This is a genomic window from Mycobacterium neumannii (assembly GCF_002245615.1).
Lineage (GTDB): Bacteria > Actinomycetota > Actinomycetes > Mycobacteriales > Mycobacteriaceae > Mycobacterium > Mycobacterium neumannii_A.
Map to the genome: position 1 here is coordinate 211,487 of NZ_NKCO01000001.1, position 22,102 is coordinate 233,588.

At 67.7% G+C, this 22,102-nt stretch carries 20 protein-coding genes; 10 read left to right on the plus strand and 10 right to left on the minus strand.

Annotated elements, in window-relative coordinates; all coding sequences use genetic code 11:
* Nucleotides 1-54: 54 nt before the first annotated feature.
* The 4 genes from sthA to CEX88_RS01130 all read left to right on the plus strand — a co-directional run bounded on the left by sthA (nt 55) and on the right by CEX88_RS01130 (nt 4,424).
* Nucleotides 55-1,461, plus strand: coding sequence for a Si-specific NAD(P)(+) transhydrogenase (gene sthA / locus CEX88_RS01115; RefSeq protein WP_094292281.1), 1,407 nt, complete (start codon nt 55-57; stop codon nt 1,459-1,461).
* 138 nt (nt 1,462-1,599) lie between these two features.
* Nucleotides 1,600-2,589 carry a proteasome assembly chaperone family protein gene (locus CEX88_RS01120; protein ID WP_066841430.1) on the plus strand — a complete coding sequence of 330 codons (990 nt, stop codon included), beginning with the start codon at nt 1,600-1,602 and terminating at the stop codon, nt 2,587-2,589.
* Nucleotides 2,590-2,656: 67 nt separating this feature from the next.
* Nucleotides 2,657-3,679 (plus strand): alpha/beta fold hydrolase, encoded by a 1,023-nt coding sequence (locus CEX88_RS01125; protein ID WP_094292090.1) that lies wholly within the window; start codon nt 2,657-2,659, stop codon nt 3,677-3,679.
* Nucleotides 3,680-3,737: 58 nt separating this feature from the next.
* On the plus strand, nt 3,738-4,424 hold the full coding sequence (locus tag CEX88_RS01130) for a PhzF family phenazine biosynthesis protein (RefSeq protein ID WP_066841432.1): 687 nt from the start codon (nt 3,738-3,740) through the stop codon (nt 4,422-4,424).
* Between the two features lie 19 nt (nt 4,425-4,443).
* Here CEX88_RS01130 and nrdR read toward each other — a convergent pair whose 3' ends face one another.
* Both nrdR and CEX88_RS01140 read right to left on the minus strand, forming a co-directional pair.
* Nucleotides 4,444-4,914 carry a transcriptional regulator NrdR gene (nrdR, locus tag CEX88_RS01135; protein ID WP_064350988.1) on the minus strand — a complete coding sequence of 157 codons (471 nt, stop codon included), beginning with the start codon at nt 4,912-4,914 and terminating at the stop codon, nt 4,444-4,446.
* 159 nt (nt 4,915-5,073) lie between these two features.
* Nucleotides 5,074-5,529 (minus strand): LysM peptidoglycan-binding domain-containing protein, encoded by a 456-nt coding sequence (locus tag CEX88_RS01140; protein ID WP_094292282.1) that lies wholly within the window; start codon nt 5,527-5,529, stop codon nt 5,074-5,076.
* Nucleotides 5,530-5,748: 219 nt separating this feature from the next.
* Between CEX88_RS01140 and lexA the strand changes: the two genes are divergently transcribed.
* On the plus strand, nt 5,749-6,444 hold the full coding sequence (gene lexA, locus CEX88_RS01145; protein WP_094292091.1) for a transcriptional repressor LexA: 696 nt from the start codon (nt 5,749-5,751) through the stop codon (nt 6,442-6,444).
* Here lexA and CEX88_RS01150 read toward each other — a convergent pair.
* Entirely contained in the window at nt 6,441-8,600 is a 2,160-nt protein-coding gene (locus CEX88_RS01150) for an LGFP repeat-containing protein (protein WP_202931344.1), read from the minus strand. The two genes, lexA and CEX88_RS01150, sit on opposite strands and share 4 nt — an antisense overlap.
* A gap of 420 nt (nt 8,601-9,020) precedes the next feature.
* Here CEX88_RS01150 and CEX88_RS01155 point away from each other — a divergent pair, with 420 nt between their 5' ends.
* A complete protein-coding gene (locus CEX88_RS01155; RefSeq protein WP_094292092.1) occupies nt 9,021-11,306 on the plus strand; it encodes a molybdopterin guanine dinucleotide-containing S/N-oxide reductase in 2,286 nt (761 codons plus the stop codon).
* Nucleotides 11,307-11,393: 87 nt separating this feature from the next.
* On the plus strand, nt 11,394-11,651 hold the full coding sequence (mbp1, locus tag CEX88_RS01160) for a microaggregate-binding protein 1 (RefSeq protein ID WP_066841437.1): 258 nt from the start codon (nt 11,394-11,396) through the stop codon (nt 11,649-11,651).
* Nucleotides 11,652-11,723: 72 nt separating this feature from the next.
* Here the strand turns inward: mbp1 and hflX are convergent, their stop codons facing one another.
* The 5 genes from hflX to CEX88_RS01185 are packed head-to-tail and all read right to left on the minus strand — an operon-like array spanning nt 11,724 to nt 16,586.
* Entirely contained in the window at nt 11,724-13,169 is a 1,446-nt protein-coding gene (hflX, locus tag CEX88_RS01165; RefSeq protein ID WP_094292093.1) for a GTPase HflX, read from the minus strand.
* 45 nt (nt 13,170-13,214) lie between these two features.
* Nucleotides 13,215-14,087 (minus strand): diaminopimelate epimerase, encoded by an 873-nt coding sequence (dapF, locus tag CEX88_RS01170; protein ID WP_094292094.1) that lies wholly within the window; start codon nt 14,085-14,087, stop codon nt 13,215-13,217.
* Between the two features lie 4 nt (nt 14,088-14,091).
* Nucleotides 14,092-15,000: a tRNA (adenosine(37)-N6)-dimethylallyltransferase MiaA gene (gene miaA, locus CEX88_RS01175; RefSeq protein ID WP_094292095.1), complete on the minus strand. Its 909-nt coding sequence runs from the start codon at nt 14,998-15,000 to the stop codon at nt 14,092-14,094.
* Between the two features lie 13 nt (nt 15,001-15,013).
* Nucleotides 15,014-15,700 carry a class III extradiol ring-cleavage dioxygenase family protein gene (locus CEX88_RS01180; protein WP_094292284.1) on the minus strand — a complete coding sequence of 229 codons (687 nt, stop codon included), beginning with the start codon at nt 15,698-15,700 and terminating at the stop codon, nt 15,014-15,016.
* Between the two features lie 10 nt (nt 15,701-15,710).
* On the minus strand, nt 15,711-16,586 hold the full coding sequence (locus tag CEX88_RS01185) for a DMT family transporter (protein ID WP_094292285.1): 876 nt from the start codon (nt 16,584-16,586) through the stop codon (nt 15,711-15,713).
* A 172-nt stretch (nt 16,587-16,758) separates the two neighbouring features.
* Between CEX88_RS01185 and CEX88_RS01190 the strand changes: the two genes are divergently transcribed.
* Entirely contained in the window at nt 16,759-18,090 is a 1,332-nt protein-coding gene (locus CEX88_RS01190; protein ID WP_094292096.1) for a DUF349 domain-containing protein, read from the plus strand.
* Nucleotides 18,091-18,192: 102 nt separating this feature from the next.
* Here the strand turns inward: CEX88_RS01190 and CEX88_RS01195 are convergent, their stop codons facing one another.
* Nucleotides 18,193-18,846: an Rv2732c family membrane protein gene (locus CEX88_RS01195; RefSeq protein WP_094292097.1), complete on the minus strand. Its 654-nt coding sequence runs from the start codon at nt 18,844-18,846 to the stop codon at nt 18,193-18,195.
* Complete coding sequence (gene miaB, locus CEX88_RS01200; protein ID WP_094292286.1) at nt 18,834-20,387, minus strand: tRNA (N6-isopentenyl adenosine(37)-C2)-methylthiotransferase MiaB; 1,554 nt, start codon at nt 20,385-20,387, stop codon at nt 18,834-18,836. Before miaB ends, CEX88_RS01195 begins: the two co-directional genes overlap by 13 nt.
* 157 nt (nt 20,388-20,544) lie before the next feature.
* Between miaB and CEX88_RS01205 the strand changes: the two genes are divergently transcribed.
* Together CEX88_RS01205 and CEX88_RS01210 are read left to right on the plus strand one after the other, a co-directional pair.
* A complete protein-coding gene (locus CEX88_RS01205) occupies nt 20,545-21,273 on the plus strand; it encodes an amino acid ABC transporter ATP-binding protein (protein ID WP_064395601.1) in 729 nt (242 codons plus the stop codon).
* 16 nt (nt 21,274-21,289) lie between these two features.
* Nucleotides 21,290-22,099, plus strand: coding sequence for a glutamate ABC transporter substrate-binding protein (locus tag CEX88_RS01210; RefSeq protein ID WP_094292098.1), 810 nt, complete (start codon nt 21,290-21,292; stop codon nt 22,097-22,099).
* The last annotated feature ends 3 nt before the right edge of the window (nt 22,100-22,102 follow it).

Here is a 22,102-nt window from a genome sequence, read left to right on the forward strand (position 1 = left end):
CAGTCGGCGTGCAGAACCCGCTCAACCGGCGTACACCTTGTTGCCATGGCTTCCATGCTCGAGTACGACCTCGTGGTCATAGGTTCCGGACCTGGCGGGCAGAAGGCGGCGATCGCCGCCGCGAAGCTCGGGAAGACGGTCGCGGTCGTCGAGCGGGGACGCATGCTCGGCGGGGTGTGCGTGAACACCGGAACGATCCCCTCCAAGACGCTGCGCGAAGCGGTCGTCTACCTCACCGGCATGAGCCAGCGCGAGCTGTACGGCGCCAGCTACCGGGTGAAGGAGAAGATCACGCCCGCCGATCTGCTGGCACGAACGAGCCACGTCATCGGCAAGGAACAAGACGTCGTGCGCTCCCAGTTGATGCGCAACCGCATCGACCTCATCCAGGGCCACGGCAGATTCATCGACGCCCACACCGTCCTGGTAGAGGAACCCACCCGGGGTGAGCGCACCACCGTCAGCGGCGAGTACATCGTGATCGCCACCGGCACCAAACCGGCCCGTCCTGCCGGTATCGAATTCGACGAGAACCGTGTGCTGGACTCCGACGGGATCCTCGACCTCAAGTCGCTGCCCTCGACGATGGTCGTGGTCGGTGCCGGGGTGATCGGCATCGAATACGCGTCGATGTTCGCCGCGCTGGGCACCAAGGTCACCGTCGTCGAGAAGCGCGACAGCATGCTCGACTTCTGCGATCCCGAGATCGTCGAGGCGCTGAAGTTCCACCTGCGCGACCTCGCGGTGACGTTCCGGTTCGGCGAGGAGGTGACGGCAGTGGACGTCGGATCGGCGGGCACCGTGACCACGCTGGCCAGCGGTAAGCAGATCCCCGCCGAGACCGTGATGTACTCCGCGGGTCGGCAGGGCCAGACCGAGCATCTCGACCTCGACAACGCCGGACTGCAGACCGACGCGCGCGGCCGCATCGACGTCGACAGCAACTTCCAGACCAAGGTCGACCACATCTACGCGGTCGGCGATGTGATCGGCTTCCCGGCGCTGGCCGCGACGTCGATGGACCAGGGCAGGCTGGCGGCCTACCACGCGTTCGGCGAGCCGGCGAAGGGCATGACCGACCTGCAGCCGATCGGCATCTACTCGATCCCGGAGGTGTCCTACGTCGGCGCGACCGAGGTCGAGCTGACGCGCAGCGCGATCCCCTACGAAGTGGGGGTATCGCGCTACCGCGAGCTGGCCAGGGGTCAGATCGCCGGCGATTCCTACGGCATGCTCAAACTGCTGGTCGCGACGGACGATCTGCGCCTGCTCGGCGTGCACATCTTCGGCACCAGCGCCACCGAGATGGTGCACATCGGCCAGGCCGTGATGGGCTGCGGAGGAACCATCGACTACCTTGTCGACGCCGTGTTCAACTACCCCACCTTTTCGGAGGCGTACAAGGTCGCGGCCCTGGATGTGATGAACAAGCTGCGCGCGCTCAACCAGTTCCGCGCCTAGCCCGGCCGGGTCGCACCGCAAACGTTTTCACGGCTTCGCGCATGGGATGCCCGCCAGCGGGAACGCAACGTGCGCGAGACTAGTTGTCACTGTACGAAGACGTTAACGGTCTGGCACCACCGCAAGGAGGCGAGGCTCATGGCTGACGACGCTGGTCACCCCGAACAGCACTACCAGCCGGAACACTCAGGCATGTACGAGTTGGAGTTCCCCGCGCCCCAGCTGTCGTCCACGGACGGCCGGGGGCCGGTGCTCATCCACGCCCTCGAAGGCTTCTCCGACGCCGGGCACGCAATCCGGTTGGCCGCCCAGCACCTGAAGGACACACTCGACACCGAGTTGGTGGCGTCGTTCGCGATCGACGAGCTGCTGGACTACCGGTCCCGCCGCCCGTTGATGACGTTCAAGACCGACCATTTCACTCACTACGAGGATCCGGAGCTCAACCTGTACGCGATGCGCGACAGCGTCGGCACCCCGTTCCTTCTTCTGGCCGGCCTGGAGCCGGATCTGCGCTGGGAGCGGTTCATCACCGCGGTCCGGCTTCTGGCCGAACGGCTCGACGTCCGCCGCGTGGTGGGGCTGGGCACCATCCCCATGGCGGTGCCGCACACCCGGCCCATCACGATGACTGCGCATTCGAGCGACAAGGAACTCATCGCCGACCACCAGCCGTGGATCGGCGAGGTTCAGGTTCCGGCGAGTGCGTCGAACCTGCTGGAGTTCCGGATGTCGCAGCACGGGCACGAGGTGGTCGGCTACACCGTCCACGTCCCGCACTATCTGGCGCAGACGGACTATCCCGCGGCGGCCGAGGCGCTACTGGCCGAGGTCTCCAGAAACGCGTCTCTCCAGATCCCGCTCGAGGCGTTGGTCACGGCCGGCGCGGAAGTCCTGACCAAGATCAACGAGCAGGTCGAGCAGAGCCCCGAGGTGGCGCAGGTGGTCGCCGCTTTGGAACGCCAGTACGACGCCTACATGGCGGCCCAGGAGAACCGGTCCCTGCTCGCCAAAGACGAGGACCTGCCCAGCGGTGAGGAACTCGGCGCCGAGTTCGAGCGGTTCCTGGCCCAGCAGGCCGAGAAGAAGTCGAAGGACCGATTCGAAGACGGCGACGACGCCGGATAACGGGGGGTGGCCCGGTCAATGGGCGACTCGAGGGGCGCAGTGCGCGGCGGCCCGCTAAGTTGACGCAATGCCGCCTCGAAAGCCGAATCTTCGCCCCGTACGGGATCTCACCCCCGTGCTGCAGTTCCGCACCATCCACGGTTACCGGCGCGCGTACCGGGTGGCCGGTTCGGGGCCCGCGATACTGCTGATCCACGGAATCGGCGACAACTCCACCACGTGGGAGACGGTTCAGTCGAAGCTCGCGCAGCGATTCACTGTCATCGCACCGGACCTGTTGGGCCACGGCAAGTCCGACAAACCGCGTGCCGACTACTCGGTCGCCGCTTATGCCAATGGGATGCGAGACCTGCTCAGCATCCTCGACATCGACCACGTCACGGTGATCGGTCATTCGCTGGGCGGCGGCGTGGCCATGCAGTTCGCGTACCAGTTCCCGCAGTTGGTCGACCGGCTCATCCTGGTCGGCGCCGGTGGGGTCACCAAAGATGTCAACATCGCGTTGCGCTTCGCCTCCCTGCCGATGGGCAGTGAGGCGCTGGCGCTGCTGCGGTTGCCGTTCGTGCTGCCTGCCGTGCAGGCCGTGGGCCGCGTCGCCGGCGGGGTCTTCGGCTCGACCGGCCTCGGTCGCGACCTGCCACAGGTGTTGCGCATCCTCAACGACCTGCCCGAACCGACCGCGTCGTCGGCGTTCGCCCGCACGCTGCGCGCTGTCGTCGATTGGCGCGGTCAGGTGGTGACCATGCTGGACCGCTGCTATTTGACGCAGTCGGTTCCCGTTCAGCTGATATGGGGTAGCTGCGACGCCGTGATCCCGGTCAGCCACGCCCGGATGGCGCACGCCGCGATGCCGGGATCGCAGTTGGAAATCTTCGACGGCTCCGGCCATTTCCCGTTCCACGACGACCCGGACCGTTTCGTCGGGGTGGTGGAGAAGTTCATCGACAGCTCCGAACCGGCGGTCTACGACCAGGAATACCTGCGCGGGCTGCTGCGGGCGGGGATCACCGAAGGCGCGATCTCCGGATCGGCCCACACTCGGATCGCGGTGCTCGACGCGATGGAGACGGACGAACGCAGCGCGACCTGAGCGTCCTGCGCGCAGCGACCCGGCCAACGGCACTCGAATACGAAGTAGCATCGGGCCCATGGCCATCGACGTGACGGTGTTGCGAGTCTTCGCCGACCCTGACGGCAATCACGGAAACCCACTCGGTGTCGTCGACGCCGGCACCGTGGACCCCGACGATCGCCAGCGGATAGCCACCCAATTGGGTTACAGCGAAACTATTTTCGTCGACCTGCCCGCCCCGGGTACGAGCACGGCATACGCGCGTATCCATACTCCGGTCGTCGAGCTGCCGTTCGCCGGACACCCCACTGTCGGCGCGGCGTGGTGGCTCCGCGAGCAGGGCACTCCGGTCCACACGTTGCGGGTCCCGGCCGGCCTCGTCCAAGTTGCCCACGATGACGGCCTGACCTCCGTTCAGGCCCGTGCGGAGTGGGCACCGGAGTTCGCCGTCCACGACATCGGCTCCGTCGACGAGCTCCTGGCGCTTGACCCGTCGGATTATCCCGACGACATCAATCACTACCTGTGGACGTGGATCGACCGGGACAAGGGTGAGTTGCGGTCACGGATGTTCGCGACCGATCTTGGTGTGCCCGAAGACGAGGCCACCGGCGCCGCGGCCGTTCGGATCACCGACTACCTCAGTCGTGACCTGACGATCGTGCAGGGTAAGGGCTCGCACATCTACACCACGTGGAGTGCCGAGGGCTGGGTGCGTGTCGCCGGCCGCGTCGTCAACGACGGCATCAAGCAGATCGACTGATTGGACCTACGACAGCCGGTCAGCTGGCGGTCGGTTGCGGCGAATTCCGATGCGCTCGCAGCGCCTCGATTTCGCGTTCGAAATCCTCGGCCGAGGTGAAGCCGCGATACACCGAGGCGAAGCGCAGGTAGGCCACCTCATCGAGATCGCGAAGCGGCCCCAGGATGGCGAGTCCCACTTCGTGGCTGGGGATCTCGGGCGATCCCGCGGCACGCACGGTGTCCTCGACCTGCTGTGCCAGCAGGTTCAGTGCATCCTCGTCGACCTGACTGCCTTGGCACGCCCGGCGCACTCCCTTGATGACCTTCTCGCGGCTGAACGGCTCAGTGACACCGCTGCGCTTGACGACGGCCAGTATGGCGGTCTCGACCGTGGTGAACCGGCGTCCGCACTCCGGGCACGAACGCCGCCGCCGGATGGCCTGGCCCTCGTCGGTTTCCCGCGAGTCCACCACGCGCGAATCAGGGTGACGGCAGAACGGACAGTGCATCACCGCTCCTTCGCCGCGCCAACAGAGGACCAACTCGAACCTCTCCGAGCGTACCCGCGGCGGGTTGCGAAAGCCCAGTACCGGGCTGAACGGCACATAGTCGGCCGATCTGTCGGTGAACATGTCTGCGCAGCAAGCTGTTTGGCCGGCCGGTGACCGTCAGCCGACCGGCGCGATCAGTGTCTGGCCGGCGTCCAGTGCGGGCGAGTCGAGCTGGTTGAGCTCGCTGATCCGCTCCATCACCTGGCTCACGGGCGCGTCGGGGGCCACGCGCATGGCGACGTGCTGCAGGCTCTCGCCGGTCTGGACCTGCACCACCGCGAGGCGCTCCGGCACCGCGGTCGAGGTCGTGCCCACGACGCCGCCGAACTGCGCGACCAGGCCGAGCCACATCGTGATGCCCGCCGCGACCAAGGACAGGAGCACCGTGGTGGCGGGGGTGATCGGTCGCCGTCGGTGCGATGCACGCGACATCAGCACGCCGGTTCCCCGGTAGCGTACCGCCGCTGTGCTCGGTCGGGTGGCCGCGGCGTGCCGACGACGGGCGCTCGCGGGCCGGATACCGGTCCTGACCACGCGCGGGGCCTGGAATTCGTGGGTGTCGAGAACGGTCATCTGCCTGCCTTCCGATCCGCTGTTTCGCTCTTGTGTTCGAAGATAGTCGATCACATGTTCGAAAGATAGAACGTGTGATCGAACTGTTGTGAAACGATAGGACAGGCCACCGACAGAAAAACGATGCGCGATTCTCGCGACTTCCGGACGCATCCCGACTCCGACACGCCCTCGAACACATGTTTGATTAATCGAGTGCGGCGGGTTACATTCGGCGGCATGGACTCCAGCAGCGATAAACCGGACGGCACAGGCGGGGCCAGATCTGTGGACTCTGGACTCACCGAGCGTCAGCGCACCATCCTCGACGTCATCCGCGCATCGGTCACCAACCGTGGCTACCCGCCCAGCATCAGGGAGATCGGCGATGCGGTCGGTTTGACCTCCACATCCTCGGTCGCGCATCAACTGCGCACGCTGGAGCGCAAGGGCTACCTGCGGCGCGACCCCAACCGGCCGCGCGCCGTCGACGTGCGCGGCGCCGACGACCACGTGACTCCGATCGTCGCCACCGAACTCGCCGGCTCCGATGCCCTACCGGAGCCGACGTTCGTGCCCGTGCTCGGGCGCATCGCCGCGGGCGGGCCGATCCTAGCCGAGGAGGCTGTCGAAGACGTCTTCCCGCTGCCGCGCGAATTGGTCGGCGAGGGCTCGCTCTTCCTGCTCAAGGTCGTCGGCGACTCGATGGTCGATGCCGCGATCTGCGACGGCGACTGGGTTGTGGTGCGTCAGCAGAACGTCGCCGACAACGGGGACATCGTGGCCGCGATGATCGACGGCGAAGCCACGGTGAAAACGTTCAAACGTACGCGCGGGCAGGTGTGGTTGATGCCGCACAACCCGGCCTTCGATCCGATTCCAGGTAACGACGCCGCGGTGCTCGGCAAGGTCGTCACCGTCATACGGAAGATCTAGTCGGCTCGGACGAAACCGTTCGTGCGCGCGAATTCCTCGCTGGAGAACCAGATTTCGGCTTGTACCTCGTCGTAATCGGCTGAGGTGGGAAGCCAATAGAGCCCCGACTGGGTGTCGGCCTTGATCGGGTAACCCTCGGGCGGCTGCCCGGAGTCACCGAACGGAAGGCGAAACGCCGGGCTGGGTACTTCCGGCTCGTCGATGACGATCCTGGCGTGACGGCCCGTGTCGGTCAGCGGATCCCGTCGCAGAGGTTCGTGTTCCACCGGCAAGGCGGGTATATCGCGTTCCTCGAACCCCAGGTCGGGCTCCTCGAATCGCTCGTCAGACGCCGCGTACAGCTCGTCGTCACGCTCTTCGGGTAGCGCGTCGCGCTCGTCGGGTAGCGCGTCGCGGTCCGCGGGCGCACCGTCCTGCTCGCCGGCGGTCTCAGCCGCGCCGGCGGCCAGGCGCCCCGCGGCGATGCCGGCCTCTCCGGAACTCGGTATCCGTGTCGGCGCGGTGTCGACGTTGTCTGGGTTCTCCTCACCCGCGGCGAATGCCGACGTGTCCGAGGCATCACCGAAGTCCGGCGACGGCGCCTCCCAGGGATTGGCCGATGACGCCGAGCCCGACTCCCCCGACGCAGACAACGCGCCCAAACCCTCAGTGGCATACCGATCGCCGAACATCGCCGCGGACGGATCCCCGCCGCTCGACCCGGCTGCCCCCGAACCCAGTGTGCTGTAGGCCTGTTCGGCCTCCGCGCCGTACGAGTCGTCGTAGTGGTCCTCGACGGGACCGGGTCGATCGACGTCGCTACGACGCCGGTTGCGCAGGCTCGCAAACGCCACCAGGCCCACAAGGATGAGCACCGGCACGATCGCCAGCAGCCACCACCAGCTGAAGGCGAACCAGTTCCCGTCACCACCGGAGTCCGAAGCGCGCGGCGTGCCGGGCGTATCGGAGGCCTGCTCGGCGGGGACCTCCAGGCCGGCCAACTCGGTCGCGAGGTTGGGCGGCTCGGTGCTGAACTCACCGGTTGACCGATTCCAGTTGACCACGCCGCCGGTGAACCGCTGCGTGATGACGTCACCCTTCTCGGACTGGTCGGCCATCGGTGCGCCGAGCGTCCCCTCGGCGCCGTCGAGTTTGTCCCACGCCGCACTCATCGCGCCGCGCACCAGCACAGCGCCGTGGTCCGGCGTCCAGAAGATCACCGGTTTGTCGTCGGCGGCGAAGCGCGCCGTCCGGCTCGCGGTGGCCAGCCCGCCGTCGGCCTCACTGGCGATCGGGAATCCGAGATCGCCCTCGGGCCCGCCGAGGCTTTCGTACTTGGCCAGGACCTGACCGGTGACGACTCGCGCACCTGTCGCGGGACTGTAGAAGATCTTGCCGCCGGCGAAGTTCTGCCCCAGACCGTCATCGCCTATCGGGTACGGCGGTCCCTCCGCGGCGCCGAGAGGACCCAGCGGGCCTCCCGCCGCGCGGCGTGCCGCGTTGATCGCCGACGTCGCGTCGCCGGGGATCTGCAGGTCCGCCAATTGCGCGGCGAGGTCGGGCGGCACGGTGGTGAACGTCTTGTCGCGGGTGTTGTAGGTGATCTCGCCGCCGGTGAACTTCTGGGTGATCAGATCGCCGCGGTAGGTCTCGTCGTCGGCGGGCACACCGAGCCGTCCGGTGGAGCCGCCCAACTTGTCCCATGCCGCGTTGATCGGTCCCCGGACCACACGCGCGCCGGTGTCCTGGGTCCAGAAGATCACCGGGTTGTCGCTGGCGCTGAACGTGACGTTGAAGCTGCCGGGCGCCCGCCCTGGCCCGTCGTCCATGGTCGGGAATCCCAGGTCGCTGTCGGCGGGGCCGCCGAGCGATTCGTACTTCTCCAGGATCGCGCCGCGCATGATGTGAGCGCCGGTATCGGGTGTGAAGAAGATCTTGCCGCCTGCGAAGTTCTGTGCGAAACCGTCGCCCACCGGGTACACGTCGCCCTGCCTGGGTCCCAATGGGCCGCCGTCACCGCCGCTGCCGTCCCAGGCCGCGGTGATCGCGGCGTTGGCGGCATCGGATTCCGGTGAGGCGCTCGCCACCGGCGGTAACAGTAGGGCCACGGCGCCCACGAGCAGACCGATCGCCATCCGGCCCAACACCGTGGTGCCCCGGCTGTTCTGCCCGATCATTCGACCTCCCGGGTCGGTACGAAATTTCGCTCGGATTTCTCGCACCCGTCCTCTATCTGTCGTCAGACGCCAATAACCAACGAACACGCCGATCTTCGGATGAAAATACCTGCCGATACTCCATTCGCTGTGGATAACCCCGCCGTGCCGCCTCGATTAATCGCGACCGCATCGCCCAATTTCGCACCGCGGTCTCGTTGGCAGCGCAGCAATTAGTTTGCACGCGAGCGTGGGGAATGGCGGACATTCGCGAACTATTTGCACAAATATTGGTAGCTACCAGGCAATGTCTCGCGCGATCGACGACCTGTGCACGCGATTGCGGCCGAATTGCCATTCGCTATCCGTGGGCGCCGATGGTTAATCGACCGGTGCGTCGGCCGGACCGGGCCGGCCGGTGTCCGCACCTAAACTGACGCCATGCCTGCCCCGGTCAGCCTGACGCACTGGGGCGCCTTCGCCGCCCACATGCGAGACGGCGACATCTACGCGGTCAGACCGTTCGACGGCGACGCGGACCCCTCACCGTTGCTGGGCAATCTGCCGGGTTCACTTCGGCACCGCTCACGGATAGCCACACCCGCCGTACGCCGCGGCTGGTTGCGCGACGGGCCGGGTCCGAGCACTCGGCGGGGTAACGACGAGTTCGTCGCTGTCACGTGGGACCAGCTGACCGACCTGCTCGCCGACGAGCTGCGCCGTGTCGTCGAAACGCATGGTAACGAGGCGATCTTCGGCGGTTCGTACGGCTGGTCAAGCGCGGGCCGATTTCACCACGCCCAGAGCCAGGTCCACCGCTTCCTGAATCTCCTTGGCGGCTACACGTTTTCCCGTCACTCCTACAGCCTCGGCGCGACAGGTGTCATCATGCCGCGCGTCGTCGGTACGCACGACGACCTGTTCAAGCGGTCCACCGCGTGGGACGTCATCGTCGAGCACACTGAACTTCTCGTGTGCTTCGGCGGGCTGGCGCTGAAGAACACGGCGATCAACCACGGTGGGACCACCGCGCATCCGGCGCGCGATGCGCTGCGACGCTATCGAGCTCGCGGCGGACAGGTCGTGTCGTTCTCACCTCTGCGCGACGACGTCGACGGTGAGTGTGAATGGTTCGCGCCGGTGCCCGGCACCGACGTGGCGATCATGCTCGCGCTCGCCTACGTGTTGGCCACAGAGGGGCTGGCCGACCGCGACTTCCTGGCCACGTACTGCACCGGTTATGAACGCTTCGAGCGCTATCTCCTCGGAGCGGACGACGGCGTGCCGAAAACTCCTCGGTGGGCGTCGGTGATCTCCGGCATACCCGCCGACGACCTGGTCCGCTTGGCCCGGCGGATGTCGCAGCACCGCACGATCGTCACGGTCAGCTGGTCACTGCAACGCACACGACACGGCGAACAGGCGCCGTGGATGGGTCTGACATTGGCCGCCATGCTGGGGCAGATCGGCCTTGCGGGTGGCGGATTCGGGCACGGCTACGGTTCGATGAACGAGCCCGGCCTGCCGCCGCTGCGGACCGGATTGCCAAGGCTTCCACAGGGCATCAATCCCGTGCGCACGTTCATTCCGGTCGCCGCGATCAGCGATCTGCTGTTGCGGCCCGGTGAGCCGTTCGACTACAACGGCCAACGGCTGGTCTTCCCCGACATCAGGTTGGTGTACTGGGCCGGCGGTAACCCGTTCCACCACCACCAGAACATCCCGCGACTGCGGCGCGCGCTCGGCCGCGTCGACACGCTCGTTGTGCACGAACCCTATTGGACCGCCATGGCCAAACACGCCGATATCGTCGTGCCGTCGACGACATCGTTCGAACGCGACGATTATTCGGGATCGCGCAACGATCCCATGCTGATGGCGATGCCCAAGCTCGCCGAACCGTTCGCCCAATCACGGGACGACTACGCGACTTTCGCCGCGCTGGCGGACCGACTGAGCTTCGGCGACCAGTTCACCGAGGGCCGTACACCGCGACAGTGGCTGGCGCATTTGTACGAGAAGTGGGCGGCCGAACTGGATTTCGCCGTACCGACGTTCGAGGAGTTCTGGAGGCGCGGGCAGCTGCGGTTGCCTGTCGAGGAGGGCCTCACCCTGCTGGCCGACTTCCGCGCCGACCCCGTCACCCACCGACTCGGCACTCCGAGTGGCTTGATCGAGATCTTCTCCGCCGACATCGACGGCTTCGGCTACGCCGACTGTGCCGGGCACCCGAAATGGTTCGAACCCGCCGAATGGCTGGGCGGCTCACGAGCAGCCGACTATCCTCTGCACCTGCTGGCCAACCAACCGGCGTCTCGGCTGCACGGTCAACTGGACGGTGGAGCGGTCAGCCAGAAGTCGAAAGTTCAAGGGCGCGAGCCGATCCGGATGCACCCGCGGGACGCCGACGCCCGCGGTCTCGTCGACGGCGACGTGGTGCGGGTGTTCAACGACCGCGGGGCGTGCCTGGCCGGCCTGGTGATCGACGATCGCCTGCGGCCCGAGGTCGTGCAGTTGTCGACCGGGGCCTGGTTCGACCCCGTCGATCCGGCCGACCCGGATTCGATGTGCGCACATGGAAATCCGAACGTGTTGACCGATGACGTGGGTACCTCGTCGCTTGCGCACGGCTGCACGGGCGCACATGTGCTGGTGCAGGTGGAGAAGTACACCGGTGATCTGCCGCCGGTGCGGGCACACGAGCCGCCCGTGATCGACGGGCTGTGAGGCTTCTCACCGAAAGTTGTCCGATTAGCGAAACCTTGTTTCGGGTATTGGACGGTCACACCGACCGATCGGCAAGGAGGAAGCCACGTGTCCGACGACAAGAACAGCGGGCCCGAAGAGGCCATCAAGGGCGTCGTGGAAGGCGCCAAGGGCAAGGCCAAAGAGGTGCTGGGCGCGGTCGCGGGTCGCGACGACCTGTACCGCGAGGGCAAGGCCCAGCAGGACAAGGCGGATGCGCAGCGCGACGCCGCTCAGAAGGAAGCCGAAGCTGAGAGTGCCCGTGCGGCGGCCAAGACCGCCGAGAAGCGGCAGGAATCCGAGCAGCGGCCGACGGACGACCGGTAGATCTTTTCGAGCGAGAGGCGCAGAGGCACAGCCTCTGCGCCTCTTTGCGTGCTCAGAGCCCGCAGGAACGGGTCAGAACGTCGCGTACTCGCGCAAGGCGGCCGCCAGTGGAACCGGAACCCGGGCCTTGATCCTCGTCCCCTCGGCGGTGTGTTCGGTGGCATCGACGCGGCCATCGGCGTGCACGCGGTTGACCAGATCGCCGCGCTCGTAAGGGATCGTCACGTCGACCACGGTGTCGGTGGGTGTGATCAGCTCGGCCATCCGCTGCTGCAAACGCTCCAGGCCGTCACCGGTGCGCGCTGAGACGAACACCGCATCGGGCAGGGCCCGGCGCAACTGCGCCAACGTCAAAGCGTCGGCCGCGTCGATCTTGTTGACCACCAACAGTTCCGGCGCTGGAGCGCTGTCGTCGACCGGATTGGACGTCTCCCCCGGAGTGGCTCCGGTGATCACCTCGTTGACCACCGTGCGCACGGCGTTGATCTGAGCGAGCGGATTCGCGTCGGATCCGTCGACGACATGCACCAACAGGTCGGCCTCGACGACCTCCTCCAGCGTGGAGCGGAAGGCCTCCACGAGCTGGGTGGGCAGGTGACGGACGAACCCGACGGTGTCGGTCAGCACGAACGGCCTGCCGTCGGCGAATTCGCCTCGGCGCGTTGTTGGTTCGAGTGTTGCGAACAATGCGTTCTCCACCAGCACGCCCGCTCCGGTGAGCGCGTTGAGCAGGCTGGATTTACCCGCGTTGGTGTAGCCCACGATCGCGACCGACGGCACCTCGCTGCGCCGCCTGCCGCCGCGCTGGGTGTCGCGGATCTTCTTCATGTCCTTGATGTCGCGGCGCAGCTTGGCCATCCGCTCGCGGATACGGCGGCGGTCGGTCTCAATCTTGGTTTCACCCGGACCGCGCAGACCCACGCCGCCACCTGCGCCCCCGGCGCGGCCGCCGGCCTGCCGGGACATCGACTCGCCCCAACCGCGCAGCCTGGGCAGCATGTACTCCATCTGCGCCAAGGTGACCTGCGCCTTGCCCTCCCGACTGGTCGCGTGCTGGGCGAAGATGTCGAGGATGAGCGCGGTGCGGTCGATGACCTTGACCTTGACCGCCTTCTCCAGGGCAGTCAGCTGGGCGGGGCTGAGCTCACCGTCGCAGATGACGGTGTCGGCACCCGTCGCGAGCACGATCTCGCGAAGCTCGGCGGCCTTGCCCGAGCCGATGTAGGTGGAGGCGTCGGGCTTGTCGCGGCGCTGGATGACACCCTCGAGCACTTCCGAGCCCGCGGTTTCGGCAAGTGCGGCCAGCTCGGCCAGGCTGGCCTCGGCGTCGGCGGCACTGCCTTGGGTCCAGACGCCGACCAGCACCACACGTTCCAGGCGCAGCTGGCGGTACTCGACCTCGGAAACGTCGGTCAGTTCGGTCGACAAACCGGCCACGCGGCGCAGCGCCGTACGGTCTTCGAGAGCCAGCTCGCCCGCGCTCGGGGCGCTGTGAGTAGAAGGATCGGGATACGTCATAGGCGAATAGAGATTCGCACGGAAATCACTTTTCATGCACCCCAATTAACGTTGCGCAACGCGCCACCATTCCTCGGACAGCTCGCCGTGGGCCACCAGAACCGACGGGCCGCGCAGAAAACTACTGGCCTCGGTGACGGTGACCGAGACTTCGCCGCCCGGAATGCGGACCTCGAGGCTGCCGGTGACCGCGCCGGAGTACGCCAACGCGGCGACCGCGGCCGCGACGGTGCCCGTTCCGCACGACCGGGTCTCCCCGACACCACGTTCGTGCACCCGCATCGTCACCGCGCCGTCCACGGGTGCGGTCAACACCTCGATGTTGACGCCCTCCGGGAACTGCGCGGCATCGAAGGACACCGGCGCACCGACGTCGAGGACGGTCAGCTCCTCGAACGTCAGATCGGGGTCGACGCAGGCCAAGTGCGGGTTGCCGACGTCGACAGCAAGGCCGGCGAACGGTCTGCCGCCGACGATCGCCTCCCCGGTGCCCAACTGGTTCACCTTGCCCATTTCGACGGTGACGTCGGCGTTCGTCGCGTCCCAGTGGTGCAACACCACCGGTCGGGGACCCGCCAGCGACCCGACCACGAAGTCGTCGCGGCTTTCCAGGCCGCTGGCGCGCAGATAGTGCGCGAACACCCGGACCCCGTTGCCACACATCTGCGCGATCGACCCGTCGGCGTTGCGGTAGTCCATGTACCAGTCGTCGCCGGCGACGCCCTCCGGGAACTGTTCGAACAAACCGGCACGCTGTGCGGCCTGCGCGGTGGTCACCCGCAGCACACCGTCGGCGCCCAACCCGCGGCGCCGGTCGCACAGCGCCGTCACCGCCGCCGGGGCCAGCGTCAGCTCGAAGTCGAGGTCGGGCAGCAGCACGAAATCGTTCTGCGTGCCGTGCCCCTTGGCGAACCTCACGTGTTCAGGGTACGTCTCGCCACACCCGCAGCGTCTCCTCCGCGAGGCCGCAGCCGGCGCCGTCCAGCCAGGCGATGCGGTGGTCACGGCGGAACCAGGACCGTTGCCTGCGGACATAGCGGCGGGTGCCGACGAACGTCGGCTCGCGTGCCGCCGAGCCGTCGCCACCGGCGTCGAGGTCGGCGAGGACCTGCGCGTAACCCAGCGCCCGCGACGCGGTGACCCCCTCACGCAGCCCGCCTTCCAGCAGCGCGCAAACCTCGTCGACGAGTCCGTCGGCGAACATCTTGTCGGTTCGCTGAGCCAGTCTTTCGTCGAGAAGCGTTGTGGGCCAGTCGAGTCCGATGATCGCGGTGTCCCAGCGCGGTGCGCCGATGGTGGGAAACGACGCGGCGAACGGCCGGCCGGTCAGTTCGACCACCTCGAGCGCGCGCACGATGCGCCGTCCGTCGGTGGGCTGGATGGAGGCGCCGGCGTCGGGGTCCACGCGGACCAGTTCCTGATGCAGTGCGGGCGCCCCGATCTCCGCGAGCCGCTGCTCCCAGCGTGCGCGCACCGCCGGGTCGGTGGCCGGGAACGTCCAGTTGTCGAGCAGCGATTGGACATACATCATCGACCCGCCCACGATGACGGGCACCGCACCGCGACCGAGGATGGCCTCGATGTCGTCGGCGGCCGACTGCTGATAGCGGGCCACGCTCGCGGTCTCGGTCACCTCGAGCACGTCGAGCTGGTGGTGCGGTATCCCGCGCCGCTCCTGAACCGTCAGCTTCGCGGTTCCGATGTCCATGCCGCGGTACATCTGCATCGCATCGGCATTCACGATCTCGCCGTCGAGCCGTTCGGCCACGTCCAGCGCCAGCGCCGACTTACCGGTCCCCGTCGGTCCGATGATCGCGATCGGCCGCGTCATCGTGTCCGAGCGCTCATCGTGGCTGCCACAGGCCCGTGAAATAGCCGACGCCGTACGGCGCACCGCGGTACAGCTCCTTGGCCGACCGCGGGCCGGGACCGACCAACCCGGCCAGCACCCCGAAGGCGACCCGCCCCACCACCGACGCGGGCAATCGGGTCAGCGGCGCGGTCTCGCCGCCGGCCAGCGCATCGTCGAGCGCGTCTTGTACGGGGACCGAGTCCGGGTCGAAACCCCCCGGCGCGGAGGGCGTCAACGTGTTGGCTCCGTCGGCGACGACGAGGACGCCGACGGGGTCGCCCGCCTCGCCGATCTCGGCGCGCAGTCGCTCGCCGTGGGCCAGCGCGGCGTCGACGTGGCCGGCGCTGTAGACCCGCACCTCGGCGGAGGCCTCGGGGCGGGCCGCACCGCGCACCCAGCCGGTGATCAGGGCGCACAACGGCATCGCGACCGGATCGCCGTCGCCGCCTGGAGACAACGCGACCCTGACGTCGACGCCGTAGCCGGCGAACGTCCCGGCCTGATCGGGACCGACGACCTGATCGGAGGGCCCCACCCCGACCGCGACCCAGCGCGACGGAAGGCCGGCCACCGCGGTGAACACCGCCTCGCGCAGGTCGGCCAGTTCCGGCGCGGCGCTTCCGGCGAGTTCGGGCACCATGACCGGTGCCGACGGGACGATCGCGATGGCGCTCAGCACGCCGTCCACGCTAATGCGATGCGGGCTGGGCGGCGGTGGCGGCTTCGCCGCGGGCGAGCGCGGCCGTCGAAACCACCATCACCACCACCGCGACGATCAGCACGAGCCAGCCCTCCTCGCCCGGCCGCAGCGTCTCCCCCAGCACGACGACGCCGAGCACCGCGGCGACCACCGGTTCGGTCACCGTCATCGTCGGCAGCGACGCGGTCAGCGACCCGGCGCGAAACGACGCCTGCTGCCACGCCGTACCCGCGACCGCCACGACCACCCAGACGTACAACTCAGGTGTGCGTAGCAGGGCTTCGAGCCCGTCCCCGAGACGGTCGACCACGCCCTTGGTCAACACGGCGAACAGCCCCCACAACGCTCCGGATACCAGCGCGAGTAGCACCGCGCTGAAGGGTCCCTTCCAGATGCCGGCGCCGATGACGCACAACACCAGCGCCGGAACGAGCAACACCAGCACCGCGGTCCAGGTTTCCCACGAGGCCCGAGAGTCCCCCTCGGTCGGGTTTCCGACCGTCACGATCACGACGACCGACGCCGCCAGCAGCGCCGCCCACGTCCACTGCCAACGCGTCACCCGCTGATGCGAGAGCCGGGCGTGGATCGGCAGTGCGAACAGCAGCGAGGTCACCAGGATCGCCTGGACCAGAAGCACGGACCCCACGCCGAGCGCGGCCGCCTGCAATGCGAACCCCGCGGCGGCCACGAAGCTGCCCAGCCACCACTGCCGGTCGCGCAGCAGCCGGGTGAACAGCTCCAGATGACCGACTGGCTCGTCGGCGACCTCATGGGCCTGCCGCTGGTGGATCACGTCGCCGATCGCCACGAACACAGCGGCGCCCAGGGCCAGGACGACGGCCAGATCGACCCCAGCGCTCATGCCGGCCATCGCAGTCCTTCCGTAGGTTGTCGCGACGAGCCTAGGCAGGTCATCGGGGAAAGCTGTGCGCACGCGCCCCGACGACCTGTTTGAATAGCGTTCGGACAGCGATCAGGCGCCGCGTTGCGCGGCAGGTACGCGGTACGCCGCGGAGGGCACGAGGATTACCGACATGACGACCAGCCAGCCAGGGGGCCAGTCCTCCTCGCCGAAACCCGCTCCCCGGCCCGGACCGCCGCGTCCCGGACCCGTGCCGCGGCCGGGCCGACCAGGGCCGACGGTGGCCTCGCCGCCGACCAGCGATCCACACCGGTTCGGCCGCGTCGACCCCGACGGCACGGTGTGGCTGATCACCGGCTCGGGTGAACGGATCATCGGATCGTGGCAGGCCGGCGACACCGAGGCCGCCTACGCGCACTTCGGCCGGCGCTTCGACGACCTGCAGACCGAGGTCGCGCTGATGGAGAGCCGGCTCGAGACCGGCACCGGAGACGCCCGCAAGATCAAAACGGCCGCGCAGTCGCTGGCCGAGACCCTGCCGACGGCCCACGTGCTCGGCGACGTCGACGCGATCGCCGAGCGCCTGCAGGCGATCATCAACCACGCCGACGAGACCGCGCAGGCCGAGAAGGCCAGGCGCGAGGAGTTGCGCGCCGCGCAGACCGCCCGCAAGGAGGCACTGGCCGCCGAGGCCGAGGACATCGCCGCCAACTCCACCCAGTGGAAGGCCGCAGGCGACCGGCTGCGGGAGATCCTCGACGAGTGGCGCACGATCACCGGACTGGACCGCAAGACCGATGACGCCCTGTGGAAGCGCTATTCGGCGGCGCGCGAGCAGTTCAACCGCAGGCGCGGGTCGCATTTCGCCGAACTCGACCGCGAACGCGCAGGCGCCCGGCAGGCCAAGGAGGCGCTGTGCGAGCGCGCCGAGGGATTGGCCGACTCGACGGACTGGGGTCCCACGAGCGCGGCTTTCCGCGAACTGCTGAACGAATGGAAGGCGGCTGGGCGCGCGGCCAAGGACGTCGACGACGCGCTGTGGCAGCGGTTCAAGGCGGCCCAGGACAAGTTCTTCGGGGCGCGCAATGCGGCCAGCGCCGAGCGCGACGCCGAGTTCCGCGCCAACGCACAGGCCAAGGAGGCGCTGCTGGCCGAGGCGGAAAAGATCGACACCTCCGATCTCGACGCGGCGCGCGCCGCGCTGCGGGTGATCGGCGACAAGTGGGACGCCATCGGCAAGGTGCCCCGCGAACGCGGCGCCGAGTTGGAGCGGCGTCTGCGCGCGGTGGAGAAGAAGGTCCGCGAGGCGCAGACGCACGGTGTCGATCCCGAAGCCCAGGCGCGTGCCGACCAATTCCGGGTCCGCGCAGAGCAATACGAGCGTCAGGCGGAGAAGGCCGCCGCCGCTGGCCGGGACAAGGACGCCGCCGAGGCCCGCGCCAACGCCGAGCAGTGGCGGCAGTGGGCGGACGCGGCCGCCGAGGCGGTCGGCAAGACCCGCTAGCGTCCGGCTGGCTTTTCGCGAGATCTACACCAGGGCTGTGATTCCATCGAGAACACGACCGTGCTGCACATCTCGCGAACCGCACAGCAGCCGCGGACCGGCTCAGCTCGGCCCGTCGGGGTTCTCGCGGTCGTCGGGGTCCTCGCGGTCGTCGGGGTTCTCGCGGTTTCCGAGGTTGTCGGCGTTTCCGAGGTTGTCGAGTAGACCCTTTTTCTGTTGGTCCGCAGCCGCCCGGCGCCGTTCCTCCTCGGCGGCCAACTGCAGCGCCGTGCGCGACCACACCGCCCTGGCCCAATGAAAAGTCACCACTGCCACCGCGATCCACGCGATGATCAGCCCGATGCCCGGTCCCGGGTAGCGATCGGGGGCGGTCTGGCGCGACCACACCGCCAACAAACCGAGAAGCGTCGCCACCGTGGAACCCGCCAGCGCGATCCAAGCCAACGCCCAGCGCCGGGTAAGCAGCGCGAGCATCGAGAAGCCGACGCCGAATACCAGTACCAGCCAAGCGAATACGCGCAACGGTAGGGTGATCCCCTCGCGCAGCGCCGTTTCACCGCCGAGGAGCACATCCAGACCGCGCACCTCGCCGGTGTGCGGCAGGATGAACGACACCAGCAGCACAAACACCCCGATGGCGATCACCAGAGCTCGTGCGCCGGGGTCGATCTCGCCCGCTACGCGCCGCTCGGCGGCCTCGATGTCGCCCTTGAACTCCTCGAAGCCGTTGTCGTCGGGCGCCGTCACCGTGTGCATCCCGTCGCGGCAGCCGGTGTCGCCGGTGCGCCGATGCCCGGTATACCCAGGCCCACACCGGTGCGCGGGCGAAGGCCTTCGGCGTGGGTGTCGCCGGCCCTGGTGCGCCGGTGGGTGTGCACGGGCGAATCGGCGATCAGGTGGTGCGGAGCGGCACCGGTCACGGTCGAGGTCACGACGTCGCCGGGGCGGATCTCGAGTCGCTGCGGGTTGAAGTGCACGAGGCGGCCGTCGCGGGCCCGACCCGACATTCTGGCCGTCGTGGCGTCTTTGCGGCCCTCACCGGCGGCCACCAGGACTTCGACGGTATGGCCGACCAAAGCGCGGTTCTCCTCGAGGGAAATCTTCTCCTGGAGGTCGATCAAACGTTGATAGCGTTCGCTCACAACGGCTTTGGGGACCTGATCGGGTAACTCGGCGGCGGGGGTGCCGGGCCGCTTGGAGTACTGGAAGGTGAACGCGCTGGCGAACCGCGCCTGCTCGACGACGTCGAGCGTGGCCTGGAAGTCCTCCTCGGTCTCACCCGGAAAACCGACGATGAGGTCGGTGGTGATCGCCGCGTGCGGTATCGCGGCGCGGACGCGGTCGATGATGCCGAGGTAGCGCTCGGCGCGGTAGGACCGTCGCATCGCCCGCAGAATGCGGTCGGATCCGGATTGCAGCGGCATGTGCAGCGTCGGGCAGACATTCGGTGTCTCGGCCATCGCGGCGATCACGTCGTCGGTGAACTCCGCGGGGTGCGGTGAGGTGAACCGCACCCGTTCGAGTCCGTCGATGCCGCCGCAGGCGCGCAGCAGCTTGGCGAACGCGCCGCGGTCCCGCGGTTCTTCGGGGTCGGCGAAGGACACGCCGTAGGCGTTGACGTTCTGGCCGAGCAGCGTGATCTCGAGCACGCCTTGTTCGACGAGTGTCTGCACCTCGGCGAGCACGTCACCGGGCCGCCGGTCGACTTCTTTGCCGCGCAGGGCGGGCACGATGCAGAACGTGCAGGTGTTGTTGCAGCCCACCGACACCGACACCCAAGCGGCATATGCGGATTCGCGCGCGGCGGGCAGCGCCGACGGGAACTCCTGCAGCGCCTCGACGATCTCGACCTGGGCCGTGTTGTTGTGTCTGGCGCGCTCGAGCAGCGTGGGCAACGACCCGATGTTGTGGGTGCCGAACACGACGTCGACCCACGGTGCCCGGTCCAGCACGGCGGCCCGGTCCTTCTGCGCCAGACAGCCGCCGACTGCGATCTGCATATCCGGGTTGGCCTGCTTGCGCGGCGCCAGGTGGCTGATGTTGCCGTAGAGCTTGTTGTCGGCGTTCTCGCGGACGGCGCAGGTGTTGAACACCACGACGTCGGCGTCCTCGCCCTCGGCGGCGCGTTGGTATCCGGCGCCCTCCAGCAACCCCGAGAGTCGCTCGGAGTCGTGCACGTTCATCTGGCAGCCGTAGGTACGGACCTGGTACGTGCGGGTCGTCGCCGGCGCATGCGAGGACTCGTCGGTCGCGTGCGGGCGAACGGCCCGCTCGGCCGCTCCCTCTCGCGTCACCATCGAAGTCACGGCCCCATGGTACGGACCGGGCGGTCCGCCGACCCGGGCGGATTGTCGAGTTCCGGGCAGGCATGCCCTTCCCTCGGTAAGGTCTGCACCCATGAAGATCAGCGAGTCGGACGGAAAAGAGGTCGATCCGACTCAGTCAAGCGTGCCCATGATCTCGATCTCGGATGTCAACAAACACTTCGGCAATCTGCATGTGCTCAAAGACATCAACCTCGAGGTGGAGCGCGGCGAGGTGATCGTGGTGCTCGGTCCTTCGGGCTCGGGCAAGTCGACGTTGTGCCGCACCATCAATCGGCTCGAGCCCATCGATTCGGGCACCATCACGATCGACGGCGAGGTGCTGCCCGAGGAGGGGCGCAAGCTCGCCGAGTTGCGGTCTGACGTGGGTATGGTGTTCCAGTCCTTCAACCTGTTCGCCCACAAGACGATCCTCGAGAACGTCACGCTGGCTCCGATGAAGGTGCGCAAGAAGTCCAAGAACGAGGCCCGCGAGAAGGCGATGCAGCTACTCGAGCGGGTGGGTATCGCCAACCAGGCCGACAAGTACCCGGCGCAGCTGTCCGGCGGGCAGCAGCAGCGGGTGGCGATCGCGCGGTCTCTGGCAATGAACCCGAAGGTGATGCTGTTCGACGAACCGACCAGCGCGCTGGACCCCGAGATGATCAACGAAGTGCTCAACGTGATGACGTCGCTGGCCAAAGACGGGATGACGATGCTGGTGGTGACGCACGAAATGGGTTTCGCCCGCGGCGCGGCCAACCGGGTGGTGTTCATGGCCGACGGCGCGATCGTCGAAGCGGCCGAACCCCAGCAGTTCTTCACCAACCCGCAAAGCGAGCGTGCCAAGGACTTTCTCGGCAAGATCCTTCACCACTAGTCGAAAGGAATCTCCAATGCCATCCTTTTCCAAGCGCGTTCTGGGAGCGCTCGCGCTCGCCGTCGCGCTGCCACTGTCTGTGACCGCATGCGGCGGGGGTGACGAGGACACGATCGTCATCGGCACCAAGTTCGACCAGCCCGGGCTGGGACTGAAGAATCCCGACGGCACCATGAGCGGCTTCGACGTCGACGTGGCCAGGTACGTGGCACAACAACTCGGGTATCCCGAGGACAAGATCGAGTGGAAGGAAGCCCCTTCGGGTCAGCGCGAGACGCTGATCCAGAACGGTCAGGTGAAGTACATCGTCGCGACGTACTCGATCACCGACGCGCGCCAGGAGAAGGTCGACTTCGCGGGGCCGTATCTGATCACGGGGCAGAGCCTGCTGGTGCGCGCCGACAACACCGACATCACCGGTGAGGCGTCGCTGGAGAACAACAAGAAGCTGTGTTCGGTGTCGGGTTCGACACCGGCGCAACGCATCAAGGACAAGTACTCCGGTGTGCAGCTGCAGCAGTACGACACGTACTCGGCGTGCATCGAGGCGTTGAAGAACGGCGCGATCGATGCGGTGACGACAGACGAGGTGATCCTGGCGGGCTATGCGGCCCAAAGCCCGGGCGCGTTCAAGGTCGTCGGCGGCACCTTCTCCGAGGAGCGGTACGGGGTCGGTTTGAAGAAGGGCGATTCCGAGTTGCTGACGCAGATCAACGACGCGCTGGCAAAGATGGAGCAGGAAGGCGCCTGGAAGAAGGCCTGGGACGACAACCTCGGGGCCGCGGGCATTCCCGCGCCGAAGCCGCCGCAGATCAACCAGAGCTGACGG

Coding starts and splice junctions, on each gene's coding strand:
- sthA (WP_094292281.1), top strand. CDS start 55: ATGCTCGAGTACGACCTCGTGGTCATAGGTTCCGGACCTGGCGGGCAG.
- CEX88_RS01120 (WP_066841430.1), top strand. CDS start 1,600: ATGGCTGACGACGCTGGTCACCCCGAACAGCACTACCAGCCGGAACAC.
- CEX88_RS01125 (WP_094292090.1), top strand. CDS start 2,657: ATGCCGCCTCGAAAGCCGAATCTTCGCCCCGTACGGGATCTCACCCCC.
- CEX88_RS01130 (WP_066841432.1), top strand. CDS start 3,738: ATGGCCATCGACGTGACGGTGTTGCGAGTCTTCGCCGACCCTGACGGC.
- nrdR (WP_064350988.1), bottom strand. CDS start 4,914: ATGCACTGTCCGTTCTGCCGTCACCCTGATTCGCGCGTGGTGGACTCG.
- CEX88_RS01140 (WP_094292282.1), bottom strand. CDS start 5,529: ATGACCGTTCTCGACACCCACGAATTCCAGGCCCCGCGCGTGGTCAGG.
- lexA (WP_094292091.1), top strand. CDS start 5,749: ATGGACTCCAGCAGCGATAAACCGGACGGCACAGGCGGGGCCAGATCT.
- CEX88_RS01150 (WP_202931344.1), bottom strand. CDS start 8,600: ATGATCGGGCAGAACAGCCGGGGCACCACGGTGTTGGGCCGGATGGCG.
- CEX88_RS01155 (WP_094292092.1), top strand. CDS start 9,021: ATGCCTGCCCCGGTCAGCCTGACGCACTGGGGCGCCTTCGCCGCCCAC.
- hflX (WP_094292093.1), bottom strand. CDS start 13,169: ATGACGTATCCCGATCCTTCTACTCACAGCGCCCCGAGCGCGGGCGAG.
- miaA (WP_094292095.1), bottom strand. CDS start 15,000: ATGACGCGGCCGATCGCGATCATCGGACCGACGGGGACCGGTAAGTCG.
- CEX88_RS01185 (WP_094292285.1), bottom strand. CDS start 16,586: ATGAGCGCTGGGGTCGATCTGGCCGTCGTCCTGGCCCTGGGCGCCGCT.
- CEX88_RS01190 (WP_094292096.1), top strand. CDS start 16,759: ATGACGACCAGCCAGCCAGGGGGCCAGTCCTCCTCGCCGAAACCCGCT.
- CEX88_RS01195 (WP_094292097.1), bottom strand. CDS start 18,846: ATGCACACGGTGACGGCGCCCGACGACAACGGCTTCGAGGAGTTCAAG.
- miaB (WP_094292286.1), bottom strand. CDS start 20,387: ATGGTGACGCGAGAGGGAGCGGCCGAGCGGGCCGTTCGCCCGCACGCG.
- CEX88_RS01205 (WP_064395601.1), top strand. CDS start 20,545: ATGATCTCGATCTCGGATGTCAACAAACACTTCGGCAATCTGCATGTG.
- CEX88_RS01210 (WP_094292098.1), top strand. CDS start 21,290: ATGCCATCCTTTTCCAAGCGCGTTCTGGGAGCGCTCGCGCTCGCCGTC.